The 17,352-nt window shown below is 58.0% G+C and carries 15 protein-coding genes, 5 pseudogenes and 1 riboswitch; of the genes and pseudogenes, 3 read left to right on the top strand and 17 right to left on the bottom strand.

The window, feature by feature from the left end; all coding sequences use genetic code 11:
- Nucleotides 1-189: 189 nt before the first annotated feature.
- A pseudogene (locus tag ACMX3H_RS08165) lies at nt 190-339 on the bottom strand (LysR family transcriptional regulator); the annotation flags it as partial.
- 288 nt (nt 340-627) lie between these two features.
- Nucleotides 628-1,224, bottom strand: a pseudogene (locus ACMX3H_RS08160) (glucose PTS transporter subunit EIIB); the annotation flags it as partial.
- 793 nt (nt 1,225-2,017) lie between these two features.
- Between ACMX3H_RS08160 and cspE the strand changes: the two are divergent.
- Nucleotides 2,018-2,228: pseudogene (gene cspE, locus ACMX3H_RS08155) on the top strand (transcription antiterminator/RNA stability regulator CspE).
- A gap of 119 nt (nt 2,229-2,347) precedes the next feature.
- Here the strand turns inward: cspE and crcB are convergent.
- Entirely contained in the window at nt 2,348-2,740 is a 393-nt protein-coding gene (gene crcB / locus ACMX3H_RS08150; protein ID WP_415210451.1) for a fluoride efflux transporter CrcB, read from the bottom strand.
- Between the two features lie 74 nt (nt 2,741-2,814).
- A riboswitch (Fluoride riboswitch) is annotated at nt 2,815-2,878 on the bottom strand.
- Between the two features lie 171 nt (nt 2,879-3,049).
- Here crcB and tatE point away from each other — a divergent pair.
- Nucleotides 3,050-3,319 carry a twin-arginine translocase subunit TatE gene (tatE, locus tag ACMX3H_RS08145; RefSeq protein WP_415210450.1) on the top strand — a complete coding sequence of 90 codons (270 nt, stop codon included), beginning with the start codon at nt 3,050-3,052 and terminating at the stop codon, nt 3,317-3,319.
- Here tatE and lipA read toward each other — a convergent pair.
- The 13 genes and pseudogenes from lipA to leuS form a co-directional block, all read right to left on the bottom strand.
- Complete coding sequence (gene lipA / locus ACMX3H_RS08140) at nt 3,312-4,277, bottom strand: lipoyl synthase (protein ID WP_415210449.1); 966 nt, start codon at nt 4,275-4,277, stop codon at nt 3,312-3,314. The genes tatE and lipA overlap by 8 nt on opposite strands.
- 178 nt (nt 4,278-4,455) lie before the next feature.
- Nucleotides 4,456-5,115, bottom strand: coding sequence for a lipoyl(octanoyl) transferase LipB (lipB, locus tag ACMX3H_RS08135; RefSeq protein WP_415210448.1), 660 nt, complete (start codon nt 5,113-5,115; stop codon nt 4,456-4,458).
- Nucleotides 5,116-5,129: 14 nt separating this feature from the next.
- Nucleotides 5,130-5,393 carry a DUF493 family protein YbeD gene (ybeD, locus tag ACMX3H_RS08130; RefSeq protein ID WP_415210447.1) on the bottom strand — a complete coding sequence of 88 codons (264 nt, stop codon included), beginning with the start codon at nt 5,391-5,393 and terminating at the stop codon, nt 5,130-5,132.
- 129 nt (nt 5,394-5,522) lie between these two features.
- Nucleotides 5,523-6,734 (bottom strand): D-alanyl-D-alanine carboxypeptidase DacA, encoded by a 1,212-nt coding sequence (dacA, locus tag ACMX3H_RS08125; RefSeq protein WP_415210446.1) that lies wholly within the window; start codon nt 6,732-6,734, stop codon nt 5,523-5,525.
- 240 nt (nt 6,735-6,974) lie between these two features.
- A pseudogene (gene rlpA / locus ACMX3H_RS08120) lies at nt 6,975-7,822 on the bottom strand (endolytic peptidoglycan transglycosylase RlpA); the annotation flags it as partial.
- A 9-nt stretch (nt 7,823-7,831) separates the two neighbouring features.
- Entirely contained in the window at nt 7,832-8,944 is a 1,113-nt protein-coding gene (mrdB, locus tag ACMX3H_RS08115) for a peptidoglycan glycosyltransferase MrdB (protein WP_415210445.1), read from the bottom strand.
- A gap of 6 nt (nt 8,945-8,950) precedes the next feature.
- Nucleotides 8,951-10,855, bottom strand: coding sequence for a peptidoglycan DD-transpeptidase MrdA (gene mrdA / locus ACMX3H_RS08110; RefSeq protein WP_415210444.1), 1,905 nt, complete (start codon nt 10,853-10,855; stop codon nt 8,951-8,953).
- Between the two features lie 37 nt (nt 10,856-10,892).
- Nucleotides 10,893-11,363: a 23S rRNA (pseudouridine(1915)-N(3))-methyltransferase RlmH gene (rlmH, locus tag ACMX3H_RS08105; protein WP_415210443.1), complete on the bottom strand. Its 471-nt coding sequence runs from the start codon at nt 11,361-11,363 to the stop codon at nt 10,893-10,895.
- 3 nt (nt 11,364-11,366) lie between these two features.
- Nucleotides 11,367-11,671: pseudogene (gene rsfS / locus ACMX3H_RS08100) on the bottom strand (ribosome silencing factor).
- 170 nt (nt 11,672-11,841) lie between these two features.
- On the bottom strand, nt 11,842-12,495 hold the full coding sequence (nadD, locus tag ACMX3H_RS08095; RefSeq protein WP_415210442.1) for a nicotinate-nucleotide adenylyltransferase: 654 nt from the start codon (nt 12,493-12,495) through the stop codon (nt 11,842-11,844).
- A complete protein-coding gene (holA, locus tag ACMX3H_RS08090) occupies nt 12,488-13,519 on the bottom strand; it encodes a DNA polymerase III subunit delta (protein ID WP_415210441.1) in 1,032 nt (343 codons plus the stop codon). Before holA ends, nadD begins: the two co-directional genes overlap by 8 nt.
- Nucleotides 13,516-14,088: an LPS assembly lipoprotein LptE gene (gene lptE / locus ACMX3H_RS08085; RefSeq protein WP_415210440.1), complete on the bottom strand. Its 573-nt coding sequence runs from the start codon at nt 14,086-14,088 to the stop codon at nt 13,516-13,518. Before lptE ends, holA begins: the two co-directional genes overlap by 4 nt.
- A gap of 14 nt (nt 14,089-14,102) precedes the next feature.
- The gene (gene leuS, locus ACMX3H_RS08080; RefSeq protein ID WP_415210439.1) at nt 14,103-16,685 is read right to left on the bottom strand and encodes a leucine--tRNA ligase; all 2,583 of its coding nucleotides are present in this window, start codon (nt 16,683-16,685) and stop codon (nt 14,103-14,105) included.
- Nucleotides 16,686-16,955: 270 nt separating this feature from the next.
- On the opposite strand from leuS, the gene ACMX3H_RS08075 reads away from it, so the two are divergent.
- Nucleotides 16,956-17,219: a zinc ribbon-containing protein gene (locus ACMX3H_RS08075; protein ID WP_415210438.1), complete on the top strand. Its 264-nt coding sequence runs from the start codon at nt 16,956-16,958 to the stop codon at nt 17,217-17,219.
- 3 nt (nt 17,220-17,222) lie between these two features.
- On the opposite strand, the gene ACMX3H_RS08070 is transcribed toward ACMX3H_RS08075, so the two are convergent.
- Nucleotides 17,223-17,352: transposase domain-containing protein (locus tag ACMX3H_RS08070; protein WP_415210452.1), on the bottom strand; the 130-nt coding region annotated here is incomplete at its 5' end.

Raw genomic sequence — 17,352 nt, 5'->3', positions numbered from 1 at the left:
AAACTCTTTTAAACGCGGTTTTAAGGCCGTTACGTTAAGTATCAAATGTTTTGCCTATAGGCTCTATTTTGTTCTTTTTTTGTTCATCGGTATCAAATACATAAATCATCCCTAAGCCTAAGAAATCCCACGAATTCCCGCCAGATCCCGCAAATTCCCGTAAGTATCAAATAAATTACTTCTCTATACGCGGTGGATAAGCGCCACCCCCAGCTCACGTTCGAGGTTTTTCAGCCGCATTGAAAGGGTCGGCTGGCTGACAAAGCTGGCGTCGGCGGCGCATTCGAAATGGCGCTCCCGCTCCAGGTTGCACAAGTAAATCAGTTGTTTGATATCCATCTATTTGATCGGTAGCCGGGCGTAGCGAACAGTATACCATCTCCGCGCAGGCGAGAGTCCTCTGAAAACCCCGTGACGCAACAGTACGCAAAGCGCGGCTAGCGTCGAGATTCACGGGCAAATCAGCGGCTGTCATCGGCTGCAGCCGCTTGAAAAACCGCGCCCGCCGTGTAAGGGCAGAGAGCAGCGCTCGTCTGAGTAAGGGGCCAATGTCGCACCCGCGTTGCCACGCCCGCGTAAACCCGCGCAAGCGCGCGCGGCTAACCACGAACATCCGCGCCCACGACATCAGCTGCTTACGCCCAGAAACCGTTTAACGTCGAGGGCGATTTTCTCCACCTGCGGCCCATAGATAACCTGCACATCGTTGCAGCTAACACGTTTGACGCCGCTGGCCCCGGTAAGCATCAAGGTGCGATCCACCACCTGTTGCATATCGCGCACCCGCACGCGCAGCCGGGTAAAACAACAGTCGACGCCGGCGATATTCTGCCGTCCTCCCAGCCCGTTAATAATGGTTTGCGACCGCTCGTCGGCGCTTTGCTTTTCCTGCTCCGGCGGCGTCTGATCGTCCGATTCCCGACCCGGGGTTTCCACATTCATCCGGCGGATAACCGCGCTGAACACACCATAGTACAGCGGACAGTAGATCGTTCCCAAAAGCACCGGATACCACCACTGGGTCTTGGCGCCGCCGAGCATCCCGAAAATGACCAGATCGATGGCGCCACCCTGCACGTTGCCAATCATCACATGCAGCATATCCATCAGCATAAACGCGACGCCGCTGAGCACCGCGTGGAAAAGGAACAGCACCGGCGAGACAAAAATAAAACAGAACTCCAGCGGCTCGGTGATACCGGTGGTGAACGACGCGTAAGCGCCCCGTGGAGGACGTCTTGAATTATTGGTGGGTTTGTTGTATGAGACAGTAAACCTACGTTACACGCTTCTGCTCATTGCATTTTCACATTATATTGATTTTAATAATTTTTATTTCCATACCGGTTTGAGTGATATGAAATTAGTGGTTCTGAAGTTTGTGATAGTGTCCATTAAAATTTAAGTGGACACTATCATCGCCGGATTATCCATGATCTGACAGCCGTCCCTTATAGGATGCTGGTTCACTAGGCATCGTAGTGGAACATATTCTTACCGGGCCATACAACAAACCCACCAATAATTCAAGACGTCCTCCACGGGGCGCTTACAAAACATCGGTCTCACTGGTCTACAAAATGCAGTGATCGAATATCGGTGCTGACGGGATAAGAGGTACCCACCGTCCGTGACCGATGTTCGATGTGATGAAGGCGCCACGGCGCCTTTTTTATCCCCCAACCGCCGCCGCTTTTCAGCTGCCGCCGTTGCTGCGATTGAGCACCGCCCATTGCGGTTTTTTCGATCGCCCCGCAGGCCTTTTCACTGGCCAACTGGCGAACTCGAAATAACGCGCAAATGGCAGGCGCGCGCCGCTTTGGCTATTCTCGCCAGGGGAAACGATCTCGGCGTCAGCACATGCCCCACCATGTCAGCGTGATCCGTGGGTTAAAATGTTTTTTTTAGCAATATTTATCACGGATTACTGATCTAATGCTGGACAAAAAGCTTGCCAATTGCTGTACTACTCGACGATACAGAGTTTGTGTCTATCATTTATTTAAAGGTAAGTTTGATGTCTAAGATTAAAGGTAACGTTAAGTGGTTTAATGAGTCCAAAGGATTCGGTTTCATTACGCCTGAAGATGGCAGCAAAGACGTGTTCGTACACTTCTCCGCCATCCAGAGCAACGGTTTCAAAACCCTGGCTTGAAGGTCAGCGCGTAGAGTTTGAAATCACTAATGGCGCTAAAGGCCCTTCGGCTGCTGACGTTACTGCTATTTAATTAGCCAGTTTCCTGAAAAACCCGCCCTGGTGCGGGTTTTTTTCGCCTTGCCTTCAGCGTAGCGTAGGGGATCGCGGCATAGGGACGTGGCCGGCGATGCCCGGCGGCCTGCCGCCGGGCTAAATCGGCCGCGGCGGCGCCAGCCAGTTCACCATGCCGATCGCCACCGCCATCATCAGCAGCGAACCGAGCAGGTTGAGCAGGATATTTCCCGCGGCCCAAAAGATCTGCCCGCCGGCCATCAGCGCCACCGCTTCGGCGGAAAACGTGGAAAAGGTGGTCAAGCCCCCGCAGAAACCGGTGGTCAGCAGTAACTTCCAGGCGGGATCCAACTGCTGCATCCAGGGGAAGAGCGCAAGCGCCAGACCAATGATGAACGCGCCGACGAGGTTGACGAGCAGCGTGCCGGTGGGGAAGGGCAAACCCGAGTGGGTCAATTTGACGCTAACATACCAGCGCAGAACACTGCCGATACCGCCGCCGATGAAGACGGCCGAAAATAAGGCAAACATAGCAACCTTTCACAATGAGAGTGGATAAAACCCGGGAAAGGAAAACGTGACGCCACGTTCCCCAATACCTGCGGGCGAACGTAGACATCATCAGCCAGAACGGCGGTTATAAGGAGGAATGTCATCTCCTGGCTGTAAGTATATCAGAATTCGCGGCGAGGAAAAGCGGTTGACGGGGGGAGGTAACAGGCGTAACGGGTGGCAATCTGTTACGCATATCGCTTGTATTGCAGCCGCATTAGCGGTAAAAAGCAGGTAATATTCATTCACTGCTGTAGTTATCAGCCAGCGTAAACCCGGAAGGTGGTTATGGAAGGTTTAAGCATTACCAAATTATTAGTCGTCGGCGCCCTGATCGTGTTGTTGTTCGGCACTAAAAAGCTGCGCTCGCTGGGCGGCGACCTGGGTGCGGCCATTAAAGGCTTCAAAAAGGCCATGAACGATGATTCGGCGCCGGCGCAGCAGACTGATGACGCGGCGCGTATCGCAGAACGCAAAGACTTATTCTTTGCGGCAAACAAGGGTGGTCGTCTGTGGCGCCCGCCCTTGTTTTTGTCCGCGCGCCGGCGCTTTATTTGACTTCGATACCTTTGGCCTGCAAATCCGCGTGGTAGGACGAGCGCACGAAGGGCCCGCAGGCGGCATGGGTAAAGCCCATCGCCAGCGCTTCTTGTTTCACCTCGTCAAATTCCTGCGGGCTCACATAGCGTTTAACCGGCAAATGATGGCGGCTGGGCTGCAAATATTGGCCAAGCGTAAGCATCGTGACGCCATGACGGCGTAGATCGCGCATCACCTCAATGATTTCAGCGTTGGTTTCGCCCAGTCCGACCATCAGGCCAGATTTGGTCGGCAGATGCGGGTTAGCGGCCTTGAAATTTTCCAGCAGCTTGAGCGACCAGTGATAGTCTGCGCCGGGGCGCACCTGGCGATACAGGCGCGGTACGTTTTCCAGATTGTGGTTAAAAACATCGGGCGGCGCGGCATTGATGATATCCAGCGCGCGATCCATACGACCGCGGAAGTCGGGCACCAGCGTCTCGATGCGGATGGTGGGATTTTTGGCGCGGATTGCGCTAATACAATCGGCAAAATGCTGAGCGCCGCCGTCGCGCAAATCGTCACGATCGACGGAAGTCACTACCACGTAGCGCAGCCCCATATCGGCGATGGTTTGCGCCAGTTTTTCCGGCTCGTTGGCATCCAGGGTGATGGGGCGGCCGTGCGCGACATCACAGAACGGGCAACGCCGGGTGCAGATAGCCCCCAGGATCATAAAGGTCGCGGTGCCGTGATTAAAACATTCCGCCAGGTTCGGGCAGGACGCTTCCTCGCACACCGAGTGCAGGCCGTTTTTACGCATCGCGGCCTTGATGCCCTGAATACGACTCGAGTCGGCGGGCAGTTTAATTTTCATCCAGGAGGGCTTGTGCAAGATTTCCTGACGTTCCACCGCGACGGCTTTGATGGGAATTAACGCCATTTTGTCAGCGTCACGGTATTTAACGCCGCGTTCCATCTGTATCGGTTTACTCATAATGGTGCAGGTCCAGTCCCGAAGTCGACAGCCTGAAGAGTAGGTAAATCAGCCTGTTACGTGAATATTAAACGAGTATCAAAAAAATTCTAAAAATTATAACATGTTGTTCACAGCAGGTGAATGCAAAACGTGCCCTGAGGAGCCAATGCGCTCGCGCAGTGCCTCCCGCCGCGGTTCAGGCGCCGTAGCGCGCCGGATCCCAGCCCTGTATTTCGCCGGCCGTGGCGTCCAACAGCCGCTGACATTGCGCGAGGAGCACCGGCGCCACATCGTCAATGCCGGTGCCGGGGGACAGATCGCTCACCTGCGTCATGCGCAGGCCAGCATAGCCGCAGGGGTTGATACGCAGAAAAGGCGAGAGATCCATTGCCACGTTCAATGCAAGTCCGTGGAAGGAGCAGCCTTTGCGGATACGTAAACCGAGCGAACAGATCTTATCGGCGCCGACGTAGACCCCTGGCGCGTCGGCGCGGGCGTGGGCGGAAATAGCGAAGCGCGCGAGGGTGGCGATGACCGTCCGCTCCAGCAGGGTAACCAGGTCGCGCATCCCAAGCCGGCGGCGGCGCAGGTCCAGCAGGACATACATCACCTGTTGCCCAGGACCGTGGAAGGTCACCTGACCCCCGCGATCGCTTTGGATGACCGGGATAGCGCCCGGCTGCAGCAGATGCTCAGCCTTACCGGCCTGGCCTTGGGTAAAGACCTGCGGATGCTGCACCAGCCAGATCTCATCGGTGCTGGCGGCGTTGCGCTCATCGGTGAAACGGTGCATCACCCGCGACACCCGCTCATAAGGCTGCAGACCCAGCTGGCGAATAACCAGGCTCTCTGACACGATGATCTCCCGGCTTACAGCACCATACGTACGATGTCTATTTTACCCAGCTCTTCATACAGTGTTTCTACCTGTTCGATATGGGTGGCGGTAATGGTAATGGAAACGGAGTGGTAATTGCCTTTGCTGCTGGGTTTAACCTGCGGCGAATAATCGCCCGTCGCGTGGCGCTGTACCACTTCCACCACCTGATCCACCAATTCCGGCTGGGCGCTACCCATGACTTTATAGGTAAACGGGCAGGGGAATTCGAGCAATTCATTCAGTTTGGTTTTCATAAGGACTCCCGGTGACCGGCATGGATATGCCGCGGCGGCTGCAAACGCCGGCGCTCCCGCCACAGCGGGGGCAGATAGAATAGGGTTATTATAGGGGCGCGGATCCGCCCCTGACAAGGGATGAACGGATTAACCGAACCAATGGTGGAACATCAGCTTGACATAATCGACCATGCAGCTGAAGAAATTGCCTTCTTTCACTTCATTGAGCACCTCCAACGGGCGTTGTTCTATGGTTTTATCGTCCAGCTGGAAATTGATGGTACCGACGCGCTGATTTTTCGCCAGCGGCGCATGTAATTCTTGATTATCCAGCACATAGCTGGCTTTGAGATCCTTCATCCGGCCGCGCGGGATGGTCAGATACGCATCGTTGTCCACGCCCAGCTTTACGCTGTCGGTATCGCCAAACCACACCGGCTCGGCGGCGAACTCTTTGCCGGCCTTCAGCGACGCCACGGTTTCAAAAAAGCGGAACCCCCAGGTCAGCAGCTTGCGGCTTTCGTTTTCACGGCCTTTCATGGAATGTCCGCCAAGTACCGCGGAAATCAGGCGCATCTGGCCTTCGGTCGCCGAGGCGACCAAATTGTAGCCCGCGGATTCGGTATGGCCGGTTTTGATGCCGTCAACGTTCAGATTGCTGTCCCACAGCAGGCCGTTGCGGTTCATCTGGCGAATGTTGTTGAAGGTGAATTCTTTTTCTTTATAGGTGGCGTATTCGTCCGGTACGTCGCGAATCAGCGCTTTACCGATCATGGCCATGTCCCGGGCGGAGCTGAATTGTCCGGGCACATCCAGACCGTGTACGGTTTCAAAATGGGTATTTTGCAGCCCCAGCGCGCTGACATAATTATTCATCAGCCCCACGAACGCATCCTGGCTGCCGGCGACGTAATCCGCCATCGCCACGCAGGCGTCATTGCCCGACTGGAGAATGATACCGCGGTTGAGCTGCGACACCGGTACCCGATCGCCCGGTTTCAGGAACATCAGCGAGGAGCCTTTGAACACGGGATTGCCGGTGGCCCAGGCGTCTTTGTTAACCGTAACCACATCATTCGGGGTGATTTTGCCGGCTTTGATGGCTTGGCCGATGACATAACTGGTCATCATTTTGGTCAGGCTGGCGGGGTCGCGGCGCGCGTCGGCATTCATTTCCGCCAGCACTTTACCGGAATTGTAGTCGATGAGGATGTAGGATTCGGCGTCGATTTGCGGTACGCTCGGAATAATGGTCTTCAGATTGACATCGTCGGCAAAGCTTGCGGAAACAACGCCCATAACCAAAACGGTACTCAAGGCTAACCGACTGAATAAGCGGGGTGTAGTTACATTCTTCATGTCAGGACAACGGCATCCGTGGGGGTAAGTTAAAATCGTGCTACACTATACCAGATGTCCAAAATGGCGGCATCAGGCAAAACGGCACCGCGTGCGGCTGAGGCAAATAATTTTGTTTCAGGGGTTTACACTGTGCATCGACTTATTGACAAACGGCCGGCAGCGCCGGTCAAATTGCGCAGGCCGAGGAACGTTCAGACGTCGCTTGCCGGGAACAGTCAGACGGCGCCGGCCAGCGGCGTCGGTCGTGACATTGTCGAAAGCCGGTTGCTGGGCTTCGCTTTGCAATCGCTGCACCAGCGACTGCGCCTGCTGACGGCTCTGGAACGGGCCTAACTGCACGCGGAACAAATTGCCGTTGGCCGACACTCTACCCGGCCCGCTGAAGCGATTACTAAGGCTTTTCTGCCAGTTGGCGGCGCGTTGGGCATCGCCGATGTCGCCTACCTGCACCATGAAGCGGCCAGCTGCGGCGGGCAATGCGCCAACCGCGGCGGGGGGCACGGTGCTGGTTGCGGTTTCGGCGCTTTGGGTTTCCACGATTCCCGCCGGTAATGCCGACGGCGCGCCGAGGAACCCGCTGCGCTGACCGGTGGCAGCGAGCGGTGCCGTCCCTTGTTGGGTGGCGGACTGTGCGGCGGCGCGGGTCAGATCGATGATGCGTCCCGGCGTATAAGGGCCGCGGTCGTTAACACGCACCACCAGTTGACGGCCGTTGCTCAGGTTGGTCACCCGCACGTAGCTGGGCAGCGGTAGCGTCGGGTGGGCGGCGGCCAGCGCGTAGGCGTCGAATGGCTCGCCGCTGGCGGTGCGGGAATTGCCGCCGCTTTCGCTGTCGTACCAGGTGGCGAGGCCCGTTTGTCTAAAGTTTTGCGGGTTTTTAACGATGCTATAGCGCTTGCCGTTTACCTCGTAATCCTGCATGTTGCCCGGATTATAGGCTCATAACGCGGTTCGGCGCCACTGATTTCCACAACAGGCCCGGTGTACGCCGGCTGGGCCGGCGCCGAGGGCTGCGTCTCCTGCTGGGTGGTACAGGCGCTGAGCGCCAATGCCATCATGCCGATAACGCACCAAAGCTTTCGCATTGCTCACCTCTATAAACTTTTAGACAACATTTTTCGATGAGTATGTATCGACATGACGATACCAAACCCCGCCATTAGCACAATCAGCGCCGAGCCGCCGTAGCTTACCAGCGGCAGCGGCACACCAACCACCGGTAAGATACCACTAACCATACCGATATTCACGAACACATAAACGAACAAAATCAGCATTAAACCGCCGGCCATGACCCGTCCGAAAGTGTTCTGCGCCCGCGCCGCGATGACCAGACCGCGCATGATGACCCCCAGGTAGAGGGTAAGCAGCACCAGGACGCCGATAAGCCCCAGCTCCTCCCCCAGCACTGCAAAAATAAAGTCGGTGTGGCGCTCGGGTAAGAACTCTAACTGCGACTGGGTGCCGTGCAGCCAGCCTTTGCCGGACAGGCCACCGGAGCCGATGGCGATTTTTGACTGGATGATATGGTAGCCGGCGCCGAGGGGGTCGGTTTCAGGATCCAGCAGCATCATGACCCGGTCCCGCTGGTAGTCATGCATCAAAAAGAACCATAGTACGGGAATAAACGCCGCCACCAGCAGCGCCGCCACGGCGATCAGTTTCCAGCTCATCCCGGACAAAAACAGCACGAACAGGCCGGAGGCGGCGATAAGGATAGCGGTGCCCAGATCGGGCTGCGCCGCCACCAGCAATGTAGGCACGAAAATCAGCACCAGCGCGATAGCGGTATTTTTCAGCGACGGCGGGCAGCTGTCGCGATTGATAAAGCGCGCCACCATCAGCGGTACGGCGATTTTAGCGATTTCCGACGGCTGGAAGCGGATAAAACCCAGGTCCAGCCAGCGCTGCGCGCCTTTACTGATTTGCCCAAAGGCATCCACCAGCACCAGCAGAAACACGCAGAAAATATACAGATAGGGCGCCCAGGCCTCATAGACGCGGGGTGGCACCTGCGCCATCACCAGCATCACCAGCAGGCCCATAACAATCTGGGCAACCTTACGTTCCATCATGCCGACATCCTGGCCGCTGGCGCTCCACACCACCAGGGCGCTGTAGACCAGCAGCAGGGTGACAAAAAACAGCAGCATCACGTCAATGTGCAGCTTGTTCCACAGGGAGGTTTGTTGCGGATTATCAGTCATGATTGGTTAATCACTCTCGCTGCCGGGCGGGGCGGGCGGCTCCGCCGGTAAGTCCGTGGTGTTATCGCCCAGGAGGATATGATCCAAAATCTGGCGGGTAATGGTGCCCACCGCCGGGCCGACGCCGCCGTTTTCCAGAATCACCACCACGCCCCCCGTAGGCTTGTCATAGGGGGCAAAGGCGGTCATCAGCTTATGATCGCGCAGACGTTCGGCGATTTTGTGAGCATTGTAGGTTTCGTTGGCCTTCAGGCCATACACCTGGGCGGTACCGGATTTGGCCGCCGCCTTGTAAGGCGCGTCGGCGAAACTCTTGCGCGCCGTGCCGTTCGGCCGGTTGGCGACGCCATACATACCGTCTTTGGCGATCTCCCAGTAACCGGAATGAGGGTCGCCGATTTGCCCATGTTCCGGTTGACGATAGGGGACCTGGCGGCCGTTTTCCCGCGTACCGTAGAGCAGATGCGGCGTGCGGACCGCGCCGTCGTTAATCAACGTCATTAACGCTTTTGACATTTGCACCGGCGTGGCGGTCCAGTAGCCTTGGCCGATGCCAACGGGGATGGTGTCCCCCTGGTACCAGGGTTTTTTGAACCGCGCGACTTTCCAATCGCGGGTCGGCATCACGCCGGCGCGCTCCTCGGACAGATCGATGCCGGTATACTGGCCGTAACCAAACTTGGTCATCCATTCGGAAAGCCTGTCGATGCCCATTTCATAGGCCACCTGATAGAAGAAGGTATCCGCCGACTCCTCCAGCGCCCGGGTGACGTTCAACCGGCCGTGTCCCCAGCGCTTCCAGTCGCGGTAGCGTTTTTCCGAACCGGGCAATTGCCACCAGCCCGGATCAAACAGCGAGAAGTTTTTATTGATGACGCCAAGGGTGAGCGCAGAGACCGAGATATAGGGTTTCACGGTGGAGGCTGGCGGGTACACCCCCTGGGTGGCGCGATTGATAAGCGGGCGGTTTTCGTCTTCCAGCAGCACGTGGTAATCCTTGCTGGAAATACCGTCGACAAACAGGTTAGGATCGTAGCTGGGGTTGGACACCAGCGCGCGGATGCCGCCGTCGCGGGGATCGACCACCACCACCGCGGCGCGGCTGCCGGCCAGCAGCTTCTCAATATATTGCTGCAGGCTGAGATCCAGCGTCAGGGTAATATCCTTACCCGCCTGCGGCGGCTGCTCGTGCAACTGGCGAATCACCCGGCCGCGGTTATTGACCTCGACCTCTTCGTAACCGGTTTTACCGTGCAGCGTGCTTTCATAGTAGCGTTCAATACCTAGCTTACCGATATCGTGTGTGGTGGCATAGTTCGGCAGGATGCCCTCTTTATCCAGACGTTCCACGTCGCGGTCGTTGATTTTCGACACATAGCCGATAACGTGGGTAAGCGCGGAGCCGTAGGGATAGTAGCGGCGCTGGTAGCCCTTGACTTCGACGCCGGGAAAACGGTACTGGTTAACGGCGAAACGGGCCTGCTGCACGTCGGTCAAACCCACTTTAAGCGGTAGCGAGGTAAAGCGGCGGGAGCGTTTACGCTCTTTTTCAAAATTGGCAGTATCGTCATCGGTTAAATCGACTATCGGGCGCAGGGCGGCGATAGTTTGCGCTAAATCGTCCACCTTTTCCGGCACCAGCTCCAACTGGTAAATGGTGCGATTCAGCGCCAGCGGGGTGCCGTTGCGGTCGTAGATTATGCCGCGGCTGGGCGCGATGGGAACCAGTTTGATGCGATTTTCGTTGGAGCGGGTGCGGTAATCCTCGAAGCGGACAATTTGCAAATGGTACAGATTGACGATAAGTATGCAGGTCAGCAGCAAAATGCCGGCGAACGCCACCAGGGCGCGGCGCACGAACAGCGCCGACTCGGCTGAATAGTCGCGGAAGGGGTTACGTTCTATTTTCATTCAGCGGAATTATTTCACGTTAACCATCTTCATCGCTTCACTCGCGGTGATAAGGGTGATTGGTAGTAATGCTCCACGCACGATACAGGCTCTCCGCGACCAGCATCCGCGCCAGCGGATGCGGCAAAGTTAACGGGGACAGCGACCAGCTTTGCTCGGCTGCTGCCTTGCAGGCGGTGGCCAGCCCCTCGGGCCCGCCGACAAGGAGACTGACATCGCGCCCGTCATGCTTCCAGCGTTCAAGCTGCTGCGCCAGCTGCGGCGTCTCCCAGCGCGCGCCGGGGATATCCAGCGTGACGATGCGATTTCCTTTCGCTACCGCGGCCAGCATCAGTTCCCCTTCCTTTTCCAGAATGCGCGCGATATCCGCATTCTTGCCGCGCTTACCGGCCACAATTTCCGTCAGCTCAAAGGGCAGCTCTTTGGGAAAATGCTTGAGATAGTCGGTAAACCAGGTCTGCACCCAATCCGGCATTTTGGTCCCGACGGCGATAAGCTGCAGTTTCAAACTTCAGCTCCAGAGTTTTTCCAGCTCGTACAGGCGGCGACTCTCTTCCTGCATCACATGCACAATCACATCGCCCAGATCGACGACGATCCAGTCGGCGGCGTTTTCCCCCTCCACGCCCAGCGGCATCAGGCCGGCGGCGCGCGACGCCTGTACCACATGGTCGGCGATGGACATGACGTGGCGGCTGGATGTCCCTGTGCAGATTACTATGCAATCGTAATGCTCAACTTGCCGCGCACGTCGAGGGTAATAATGTCTTGGCCTTTCAAATCGTCTATCTTGTCAACAACAAAATCTTTGAGCATGGTATCTAGCAAAGGTTCCCCCTCCGGTATGCTTCGCGCGCGCCACGCAGGAATCGGGTGGCGCAATAGTCTATGGGATAGCTGCCCGGCGCCGGTTGACCGCGGAATTAACTTGGATTAACAGAGCCGGCCTGGCCAGCGAAGATAAGGCGCATAGCATAGCGCGCGCACTAACGGTATAAACCCTGTTCGTCAATATAACCTTGCACCGAGGGGGAGAGCAGGCCATCGCAGGCGCGGCCTTCCCGGTAACGCGCCCGGATGTCGCTGGCGGAAATGGCAAGTTGCGGCGTGTCCGCGCAATAGATAAGCCCCGCCGGCTGCCGATGCAGCGCCTGCGGATCCCGGGTTAGCCGGCGGGTGAGCCAGCGGTTGTCGCTCTCGTCGTCCAGTCCGTCGCCATAGCCGGGACGGGCGCACACCAGCAAATTACAGAGGTCCGGCAGTGCCAGGCCGCGGTGCCATTGCGGCAGAGTGAGCAGCGAGTCCTGGCCGATAATGAAGCCCAGCGATGCGTCGGGGCCATATTCGCGGCGCAGATCTTCAAACGTATCTACCGCCCAGGAGGGCGTTGGGCGGCGGAGTTCACGATCATCAAGGGTGAACAGCACGTCCGGCAGCTCGGCGATCGCCAGGCGCGCCATCGCCAGCCGCTGCTGTGCCGACGCCACGGGCTGCGGCCGGTGCGGCGGGACATTGTTCGGCAAGAGGATCACTTGCTGCAGGTTGACAAGGCGCGCCAGCGCGATGACGGGCCGCAAATGTCCGTAGTGGATAGGGTCGAAGGTGCCGCCGTAAAAGGCCCTCAGAGCGCGGTCAGCCATCAAGCATCGCCGCGGGCAGCGTTTTGCCGCACAATAGCAGCGCCAATGCGTTCAGATCAGACCATACGGGATAGCCATAATCCTGCTTCAGCGCCAATTCAATGCGGGTCATCAGCGCTACCGTGTCCCGCAACTGCGGCAGGGTAAGCCGCCCTAACGCCTGCGTAAGCAGCGGGCGGCGATTCTGCCAGACTTTGTGGCGGTCGAATAGCTTGCGCATCGGCACGACGGCCATTTGCCGCTTAAGCGTCAGCAACTGCAGAACTTCGCGCTGAATACTGCGCAGCAGGATCACCGGCTCCGTGGCTTCCAGCCGCAGCTGACGCAGAATGTGGGCGGCGCGTTTACTTTTACCCGCTAGCGCTGCGTCGACCCAGTGGAACGGGGTAAAATGCGCGGCGTCGTTTACCGCGACGTCGACCCGCGGCAGCGTCAGACTACCGTCGGGATAAATCAGCGACAACCGCTCCAGCGCCTGGGCTAGCGCCAGCAGATTGCCCTCGTAGCAATAGCACAGCAGCTGGCAGGCGGCGTCATCCAGCGCCAGCTTCATGCTTTTGGCGCGCCTCGCCACCCAGCGCGGCAGTTGCCCCTGCTCCGGCGTGGCGCAGCTCACCAGCACCGCCCGTGGGCTGAGCGCTTTAAACCAGGTGGCATTCTCCAAGGCGCGGGTCAGCTTGCTGCCGCGCAGGATCAGCAGCAGATCCTCATGGAGCAGCGACGCCAGCTGAAGCAACTTTTCCCCCATGGCGGCTTGAATGCCGCCGTCCGGCAGGACAAGCAACAGCGTCTGGCGGCTGGCGAACAGGCTGCGCGCCTGGCACAGGCTGAAGAGCGCGTCCCAGTCGGTGCCGGCGTCCAGCGTGACGCTGAAATGTTCGTCGAACTGCTGTTCCTGGGCCCGATCGCGAATACAATCCTGGCTTTCCTGCAGCAGCAGCGGATCGTTGCCGAACAGCAAATAACAGGGGCGCAGTGACTCTTGCAACTGCGCGCCCAACTGCTCGGCATAAAGCCGGATCATTGCGCCGCCGTCGGCCGCGGTTGCTGCTGTTTCAATTTCGCGTCCAGCGCATTATCCGCCTCCTCGGCGGCATGCACCGTCAGCAGTTTACGCACCAGCTGCTGCGCCGCCTGCTGGCGCAATTCTTGACGGATGATATCCCCTTCGGCATCTTTCGCCAGCGCCGTGAGCGGGTTATCAAAGAACGAACGATAAACTTTCACATCGATTGGGTAATAATCTTTGCCGGGCATCAACACCTGCGCCTGTACGCTCAGCGTCATCTGGTATTCGGCGGTTTTACCGTCCTGGAATACCGACGCGGTCACCTGACTTTCCGACGAGTTGGCAATCCTAAGCGACGGCAGCGTTGTGTTCTTGTCCTTGGCGTCGTCAACCAGCGTCACATCGTTTAGACGCAGCTCAGCGCGCACGGCGCGGGTCAGCGGGCCGTAAGGATCATAACTGTTCAATGTCATGGTTTTCATTTCGGTCGGCATCTGGGCGGTGGTGCCGCGCAGGTGATAACCACAGCCGGCTGTGGTTATCACCGCCAAGCCCAGTATCAGTGCTAAAGCCCGATATCGCACAACGTCTCCTTCTGTTAACCCACGACCAGGTTAAGCAGTTTACCCGGTACATAAATAACCTTGCGTACCGTGGTCCCTTCCAGATGTTTCGCCACCAGATGTTCCTGAGAGGCGCGCTCACGTACCAAGGCTTCGTCCGCGTCCGCGGGCACGGTAATTTTGCCGCGCCGCTTGCCGTTGATCTGAATGACTACCAGCTTGGCATCTTCCACCATAGCGGCTGCGTCGGCGATCGGCCACGGGGCGTTATCGATATCCCCCTCGCCGCCCAGCGCCCGCCAAAGCGTGAAGCAGGCATGGGGAGTGAACGGATAAAGCATCCGCGCCACCGCCACCAGGGCCTCCTGCAGCAGAGCGCGATCCTGCCCGGTCTGCTGCGGCGCGCGCGCCAGCTTGTTCATTAGTTCCATAATGGCGGCGATGGCGGTGTTGAACGTCTGGCGGCGGCCGATATCGTCGGTGACCTTGGCGATAGTTTTATGCACTTCGCGACGCAGCGTCTTTTGCTCGTTGTTCAAGGCCGCGATATCCAGCGTACCCACCGGGCCCAGCGGCGTATGCTCATACGCCAGTTTCCACACGCGTTTCAAAAACCGATTGGCGCCTTCCACGCCGGATTCCTGCCATTCAAGCGTCATTTCCGCGGGGGAGGCGAACATCATAAACAGGCGCACGGTATCGGCGCCGTATTTCTCCACCATTTCCTGCGGGTCGATACCGTTGTTTTTCGATTTCGACATCTTGCTCATGCCGGCGTAGACCAGCGCGCGGCCCGTGGCATCGGTCGCTTTGACGATGCGGCCTTTCTCATCGCGCTCCACGCTGACCTCCACCGGCGAGACCCAAATGCGTTCGCCGCTGTCCCTAAGGTAGTAAAAGGCGTCGGCCAGCACCATACCCTGACACAGCAGGCGCTTTGCCGGCTCGTCGGAGGTGACCAGGCCAGCGTCGCGCAGCAGCTTGTGATAGAAACGGAAATACATCAGGTGCATGATGGCGTGTTCGATGCCGCCAATGTACTGATCCACCGGCAACCAATAGTTGGCGGCGGTGGGATCGAGCATGCCGCGGTCATAATCCGGGCAGGTATAGCGCGCGTAATACCAGGAGGATTCCATGAAGGTATCGAAGGTATCGGTTTCACGCAGCGCGGGCTGGCCACGGTAGGTGGTTTTGGCCCACTCGGGATCGGCCTTCAGCGGACTGGTAATACCGTTCATCACCACGTCTTCCGGCAGCACAACCGGCAATTGGTCTTCCGGCGTCGGCACCACGGTGCCGTCTTCGAGGGTCATCATCGGGATCGGCGCCCCCCAATAGCGCTGGCGGGACACCCCCCAGTCGCGCAGGCGATAGTTCACCTTCCGCTCACCGACGCCGTGCGCCACCAGCGCATCGGCAATGGCATTGAAGCCGGCCTGGAAATCCAGACCGTCGAATTCGCCGGAATTGAACAGCACCCCCTTTTCGGTCATCGCCTGAGTGCTGATATCCGGCTCGCTGCCGTCGGCGTTGAGGATGACCGGCTTGACGGGCAAGTCATATTTGCGGGCAAACTCAAAATCGCGCTGGTCGTGACCCGGTACCGCCATCACCGCGCCGGTGCCGTAATCCATCAGCACGAAATTGGCGACCCAGACCGGCAACGTCTCGCCGGTCAGCGGATGCAGGGCGTGCAGGCCGGTATCCATTCCCTTTTTTTCCATCGTGGCCATGTCCGCTTCCGCCACTTTGGTGGTGCGGCATTCCTGGATGAAATCGGCCAGCGCCGGATTGGACGCCGCCGCCTGCAGGGAAAGCGGGTGACCCGCCGCGACCGCGACATAGGTGGCGCCCATAAAGGTATCCGGGCGGGTGGTGTAGACCGTGAGCGTCTCTTCGCTGTCGGCGACCTGGAAGGTGATTTCAACCCCTTCCGAACGGCCGATCCAGTTGCGCTGCATGGTTTTCACCTGCTCAGGCCAGCTCTCCAGCTTATCCAGATCGTAGAGCAGCTCGTCGGCGTAAGCGGTGATTTTCACAAACCACTGCGGGATTTCCTTGCGCTCGACCTTGGTATCGCAGCGCCAGCAGCAGCCGTCGATCACCTGCTCGTTGGCCAGCACCGTCTGGTCCTGCGGGCACCAGTTAACCGCCGACGTCTTTTTATACACCAGGCCCTTTTCATACAGGCGGGTGAAAAACCACTGCTCCCACCGGTAATATTCCGGGCGGCAGGTGGCGAATTCACGATGCCAGTCGTAACCGAAGCCCAACAGTTTCAGCTGGCTCTTCATATAATCGATATTGGCGTAGGTCCACGGTGCCGGCGCGGTATTGTTTTTCACCGCGGCCCCTTCGGCGGGCAGGCCAAACGCGTCCCAGCCGATAGGCTGCAGGACATTTTTGCCCAGCATACGCTGATAGCGGGCTATCACGTCGCCGATGGTGTAGTTGCGCACATGCCCCATATGCAGGCGGCCGGAGGGATAGGGCAGCATGGATAGACAGTAGTATTTTTCCTTGCCAGGGTCTTCGGTGACCTTGAACGTATCATTTTCATGCCAGTGTTGCTGGACGGTGGATTCTATCTCTTCCGGGCGATAAAGTTCTTGCATGGCAGCCAGTGATCCTTAAGTGAAAATACGGCGACACCCGCGCAGGGAGCGTATTAAAGCATAATGCTAGGATCCGCCTAGCATAGCTGATAAGCGATAGCGGCAACAACACCCAGCGCCCGGCTGGGCCGTTTTTCTGCCAATATTCGCGGCGCGCGCGGCAAATCCACCGCCCAAACGGCCGCCGCGCCGCGCGGGCAGACAGTTTTGAACTAACATTATGGGGATAATATCAACATGCCGGCAGCGCCGCCGGTCAAGGAGAGAATAATGGACAAGGTCGCGCATCATTACCATCAATTGCTTACCTCGCTGACCCAGCGGCTGGAACAGGGAGAACGGGATATCGACGCGCTTGAGGCGGATGCCCGCCGGCGCCTGCTGGCCAGCGGTGATCTTACCCCCATCGAGGTGGAAAACGTGACCCGCGCGGTGCGGCGCGATTTGGAAGAGTTCACCCGCAGTTACGATAAAAGCCGTGAGCAAGATGACGAAAGCGTTTTTTTAGTAAGCGTACGCCCAGCGCAGTATTGACAGTTATTCAGCAGGGATGGTGAGGTTCCACGGCAGGAGCTCTTTGATTTTGTTGATGGGATGATCCGCGATAATCGCCAGCACATGGCGCAGATACGCTTCCGGCTCCACGCCGTTCAGTTTGCAACTGCCG

It is taken from the genome of Sodalis sp. (in: enterobacteria), assembly GCF_047607725.1.
GTDB lineage: Bacteria > Pseudomonadota > Gammaproteobacteria > Enterobacterales > Enterobacteriaceae > JBLKSS01.
Note: the sequence above shows the minus strand (reverse complement) of the source record. Positions and strands in the feature narration are given on the sequence as shown.

Coding starts and splice junctions, on each gene's coding strand:
- crcB (WP_415210451.1), bottom strand. CDS start 2,740: ATGTTTGCCTTATTTTCGGCCGTCTTCATCGGCGGCGGTATCGGCAGT.
- tatE (WP_415210450.1), top strand. CDS start 3,050: ATGGAAGGTTTAAGCATTACCAAATTATTAGTCGTCGGCGCCCTGATC.
- lipA (WP_415210449.1), bottom strand. CDS start 4,277: ATGAGTAAACCGATACAGATGGAACGCGGCGTTAAATACCGTGACGCT.
- ybeD (WP_415210447.1), bottom strand. CDS start 5,393: ATGAAAACCAAACTGAATGAATTGCTCGAATTCCCCTGCCCGTTTACC.
- dacA (WP_415210446.1), bottom strand. CDS start 6,734: ATGAAGAATGTAACTACACCCCGCTTATTCAGTCGGTTAGCCTTGAGT.
- mrdB (WP_415210445.1), bottom strand. CDS start 8,944: ATGACTGATAATCCGCAACAAACCTCCCTGTGGAACAAGCTGCACATT.
- mrdA (WP_415210444.1), bottom strand. CDS start 10,855: ATGAAAATAGAACGTAACCCCTTCCGCGACTATTCAGCCGAGTCGGCG.
- nadD (WP_415210442.1), bottom strand. CDS start 12,495: ATGGCTGACCGCGCTCTGAGGGCCTTTTACGGCGGCACCTTCGACCCT.
- holA (WP_415210441.1), bottom strand. CDS start 13,519: ATGATCCGGCTTTATGCCGAGCAGTTGGGCGCGCAGTTGCAAGAGTCA.
- leuS (WP_415210439.1), bottom strand. CDS start 16,685: ATGCAAGAACTTTATCGCCCGGAAGAGATAGAATCCACCGTCCAGCAA.
- ACMX3H_RS08075 (WP_415210438.1), top strand. CDS start 16,956: ATGGACAAGGTCGCGCATCATTACCATCAATTGCTTACCTCGCTGACC.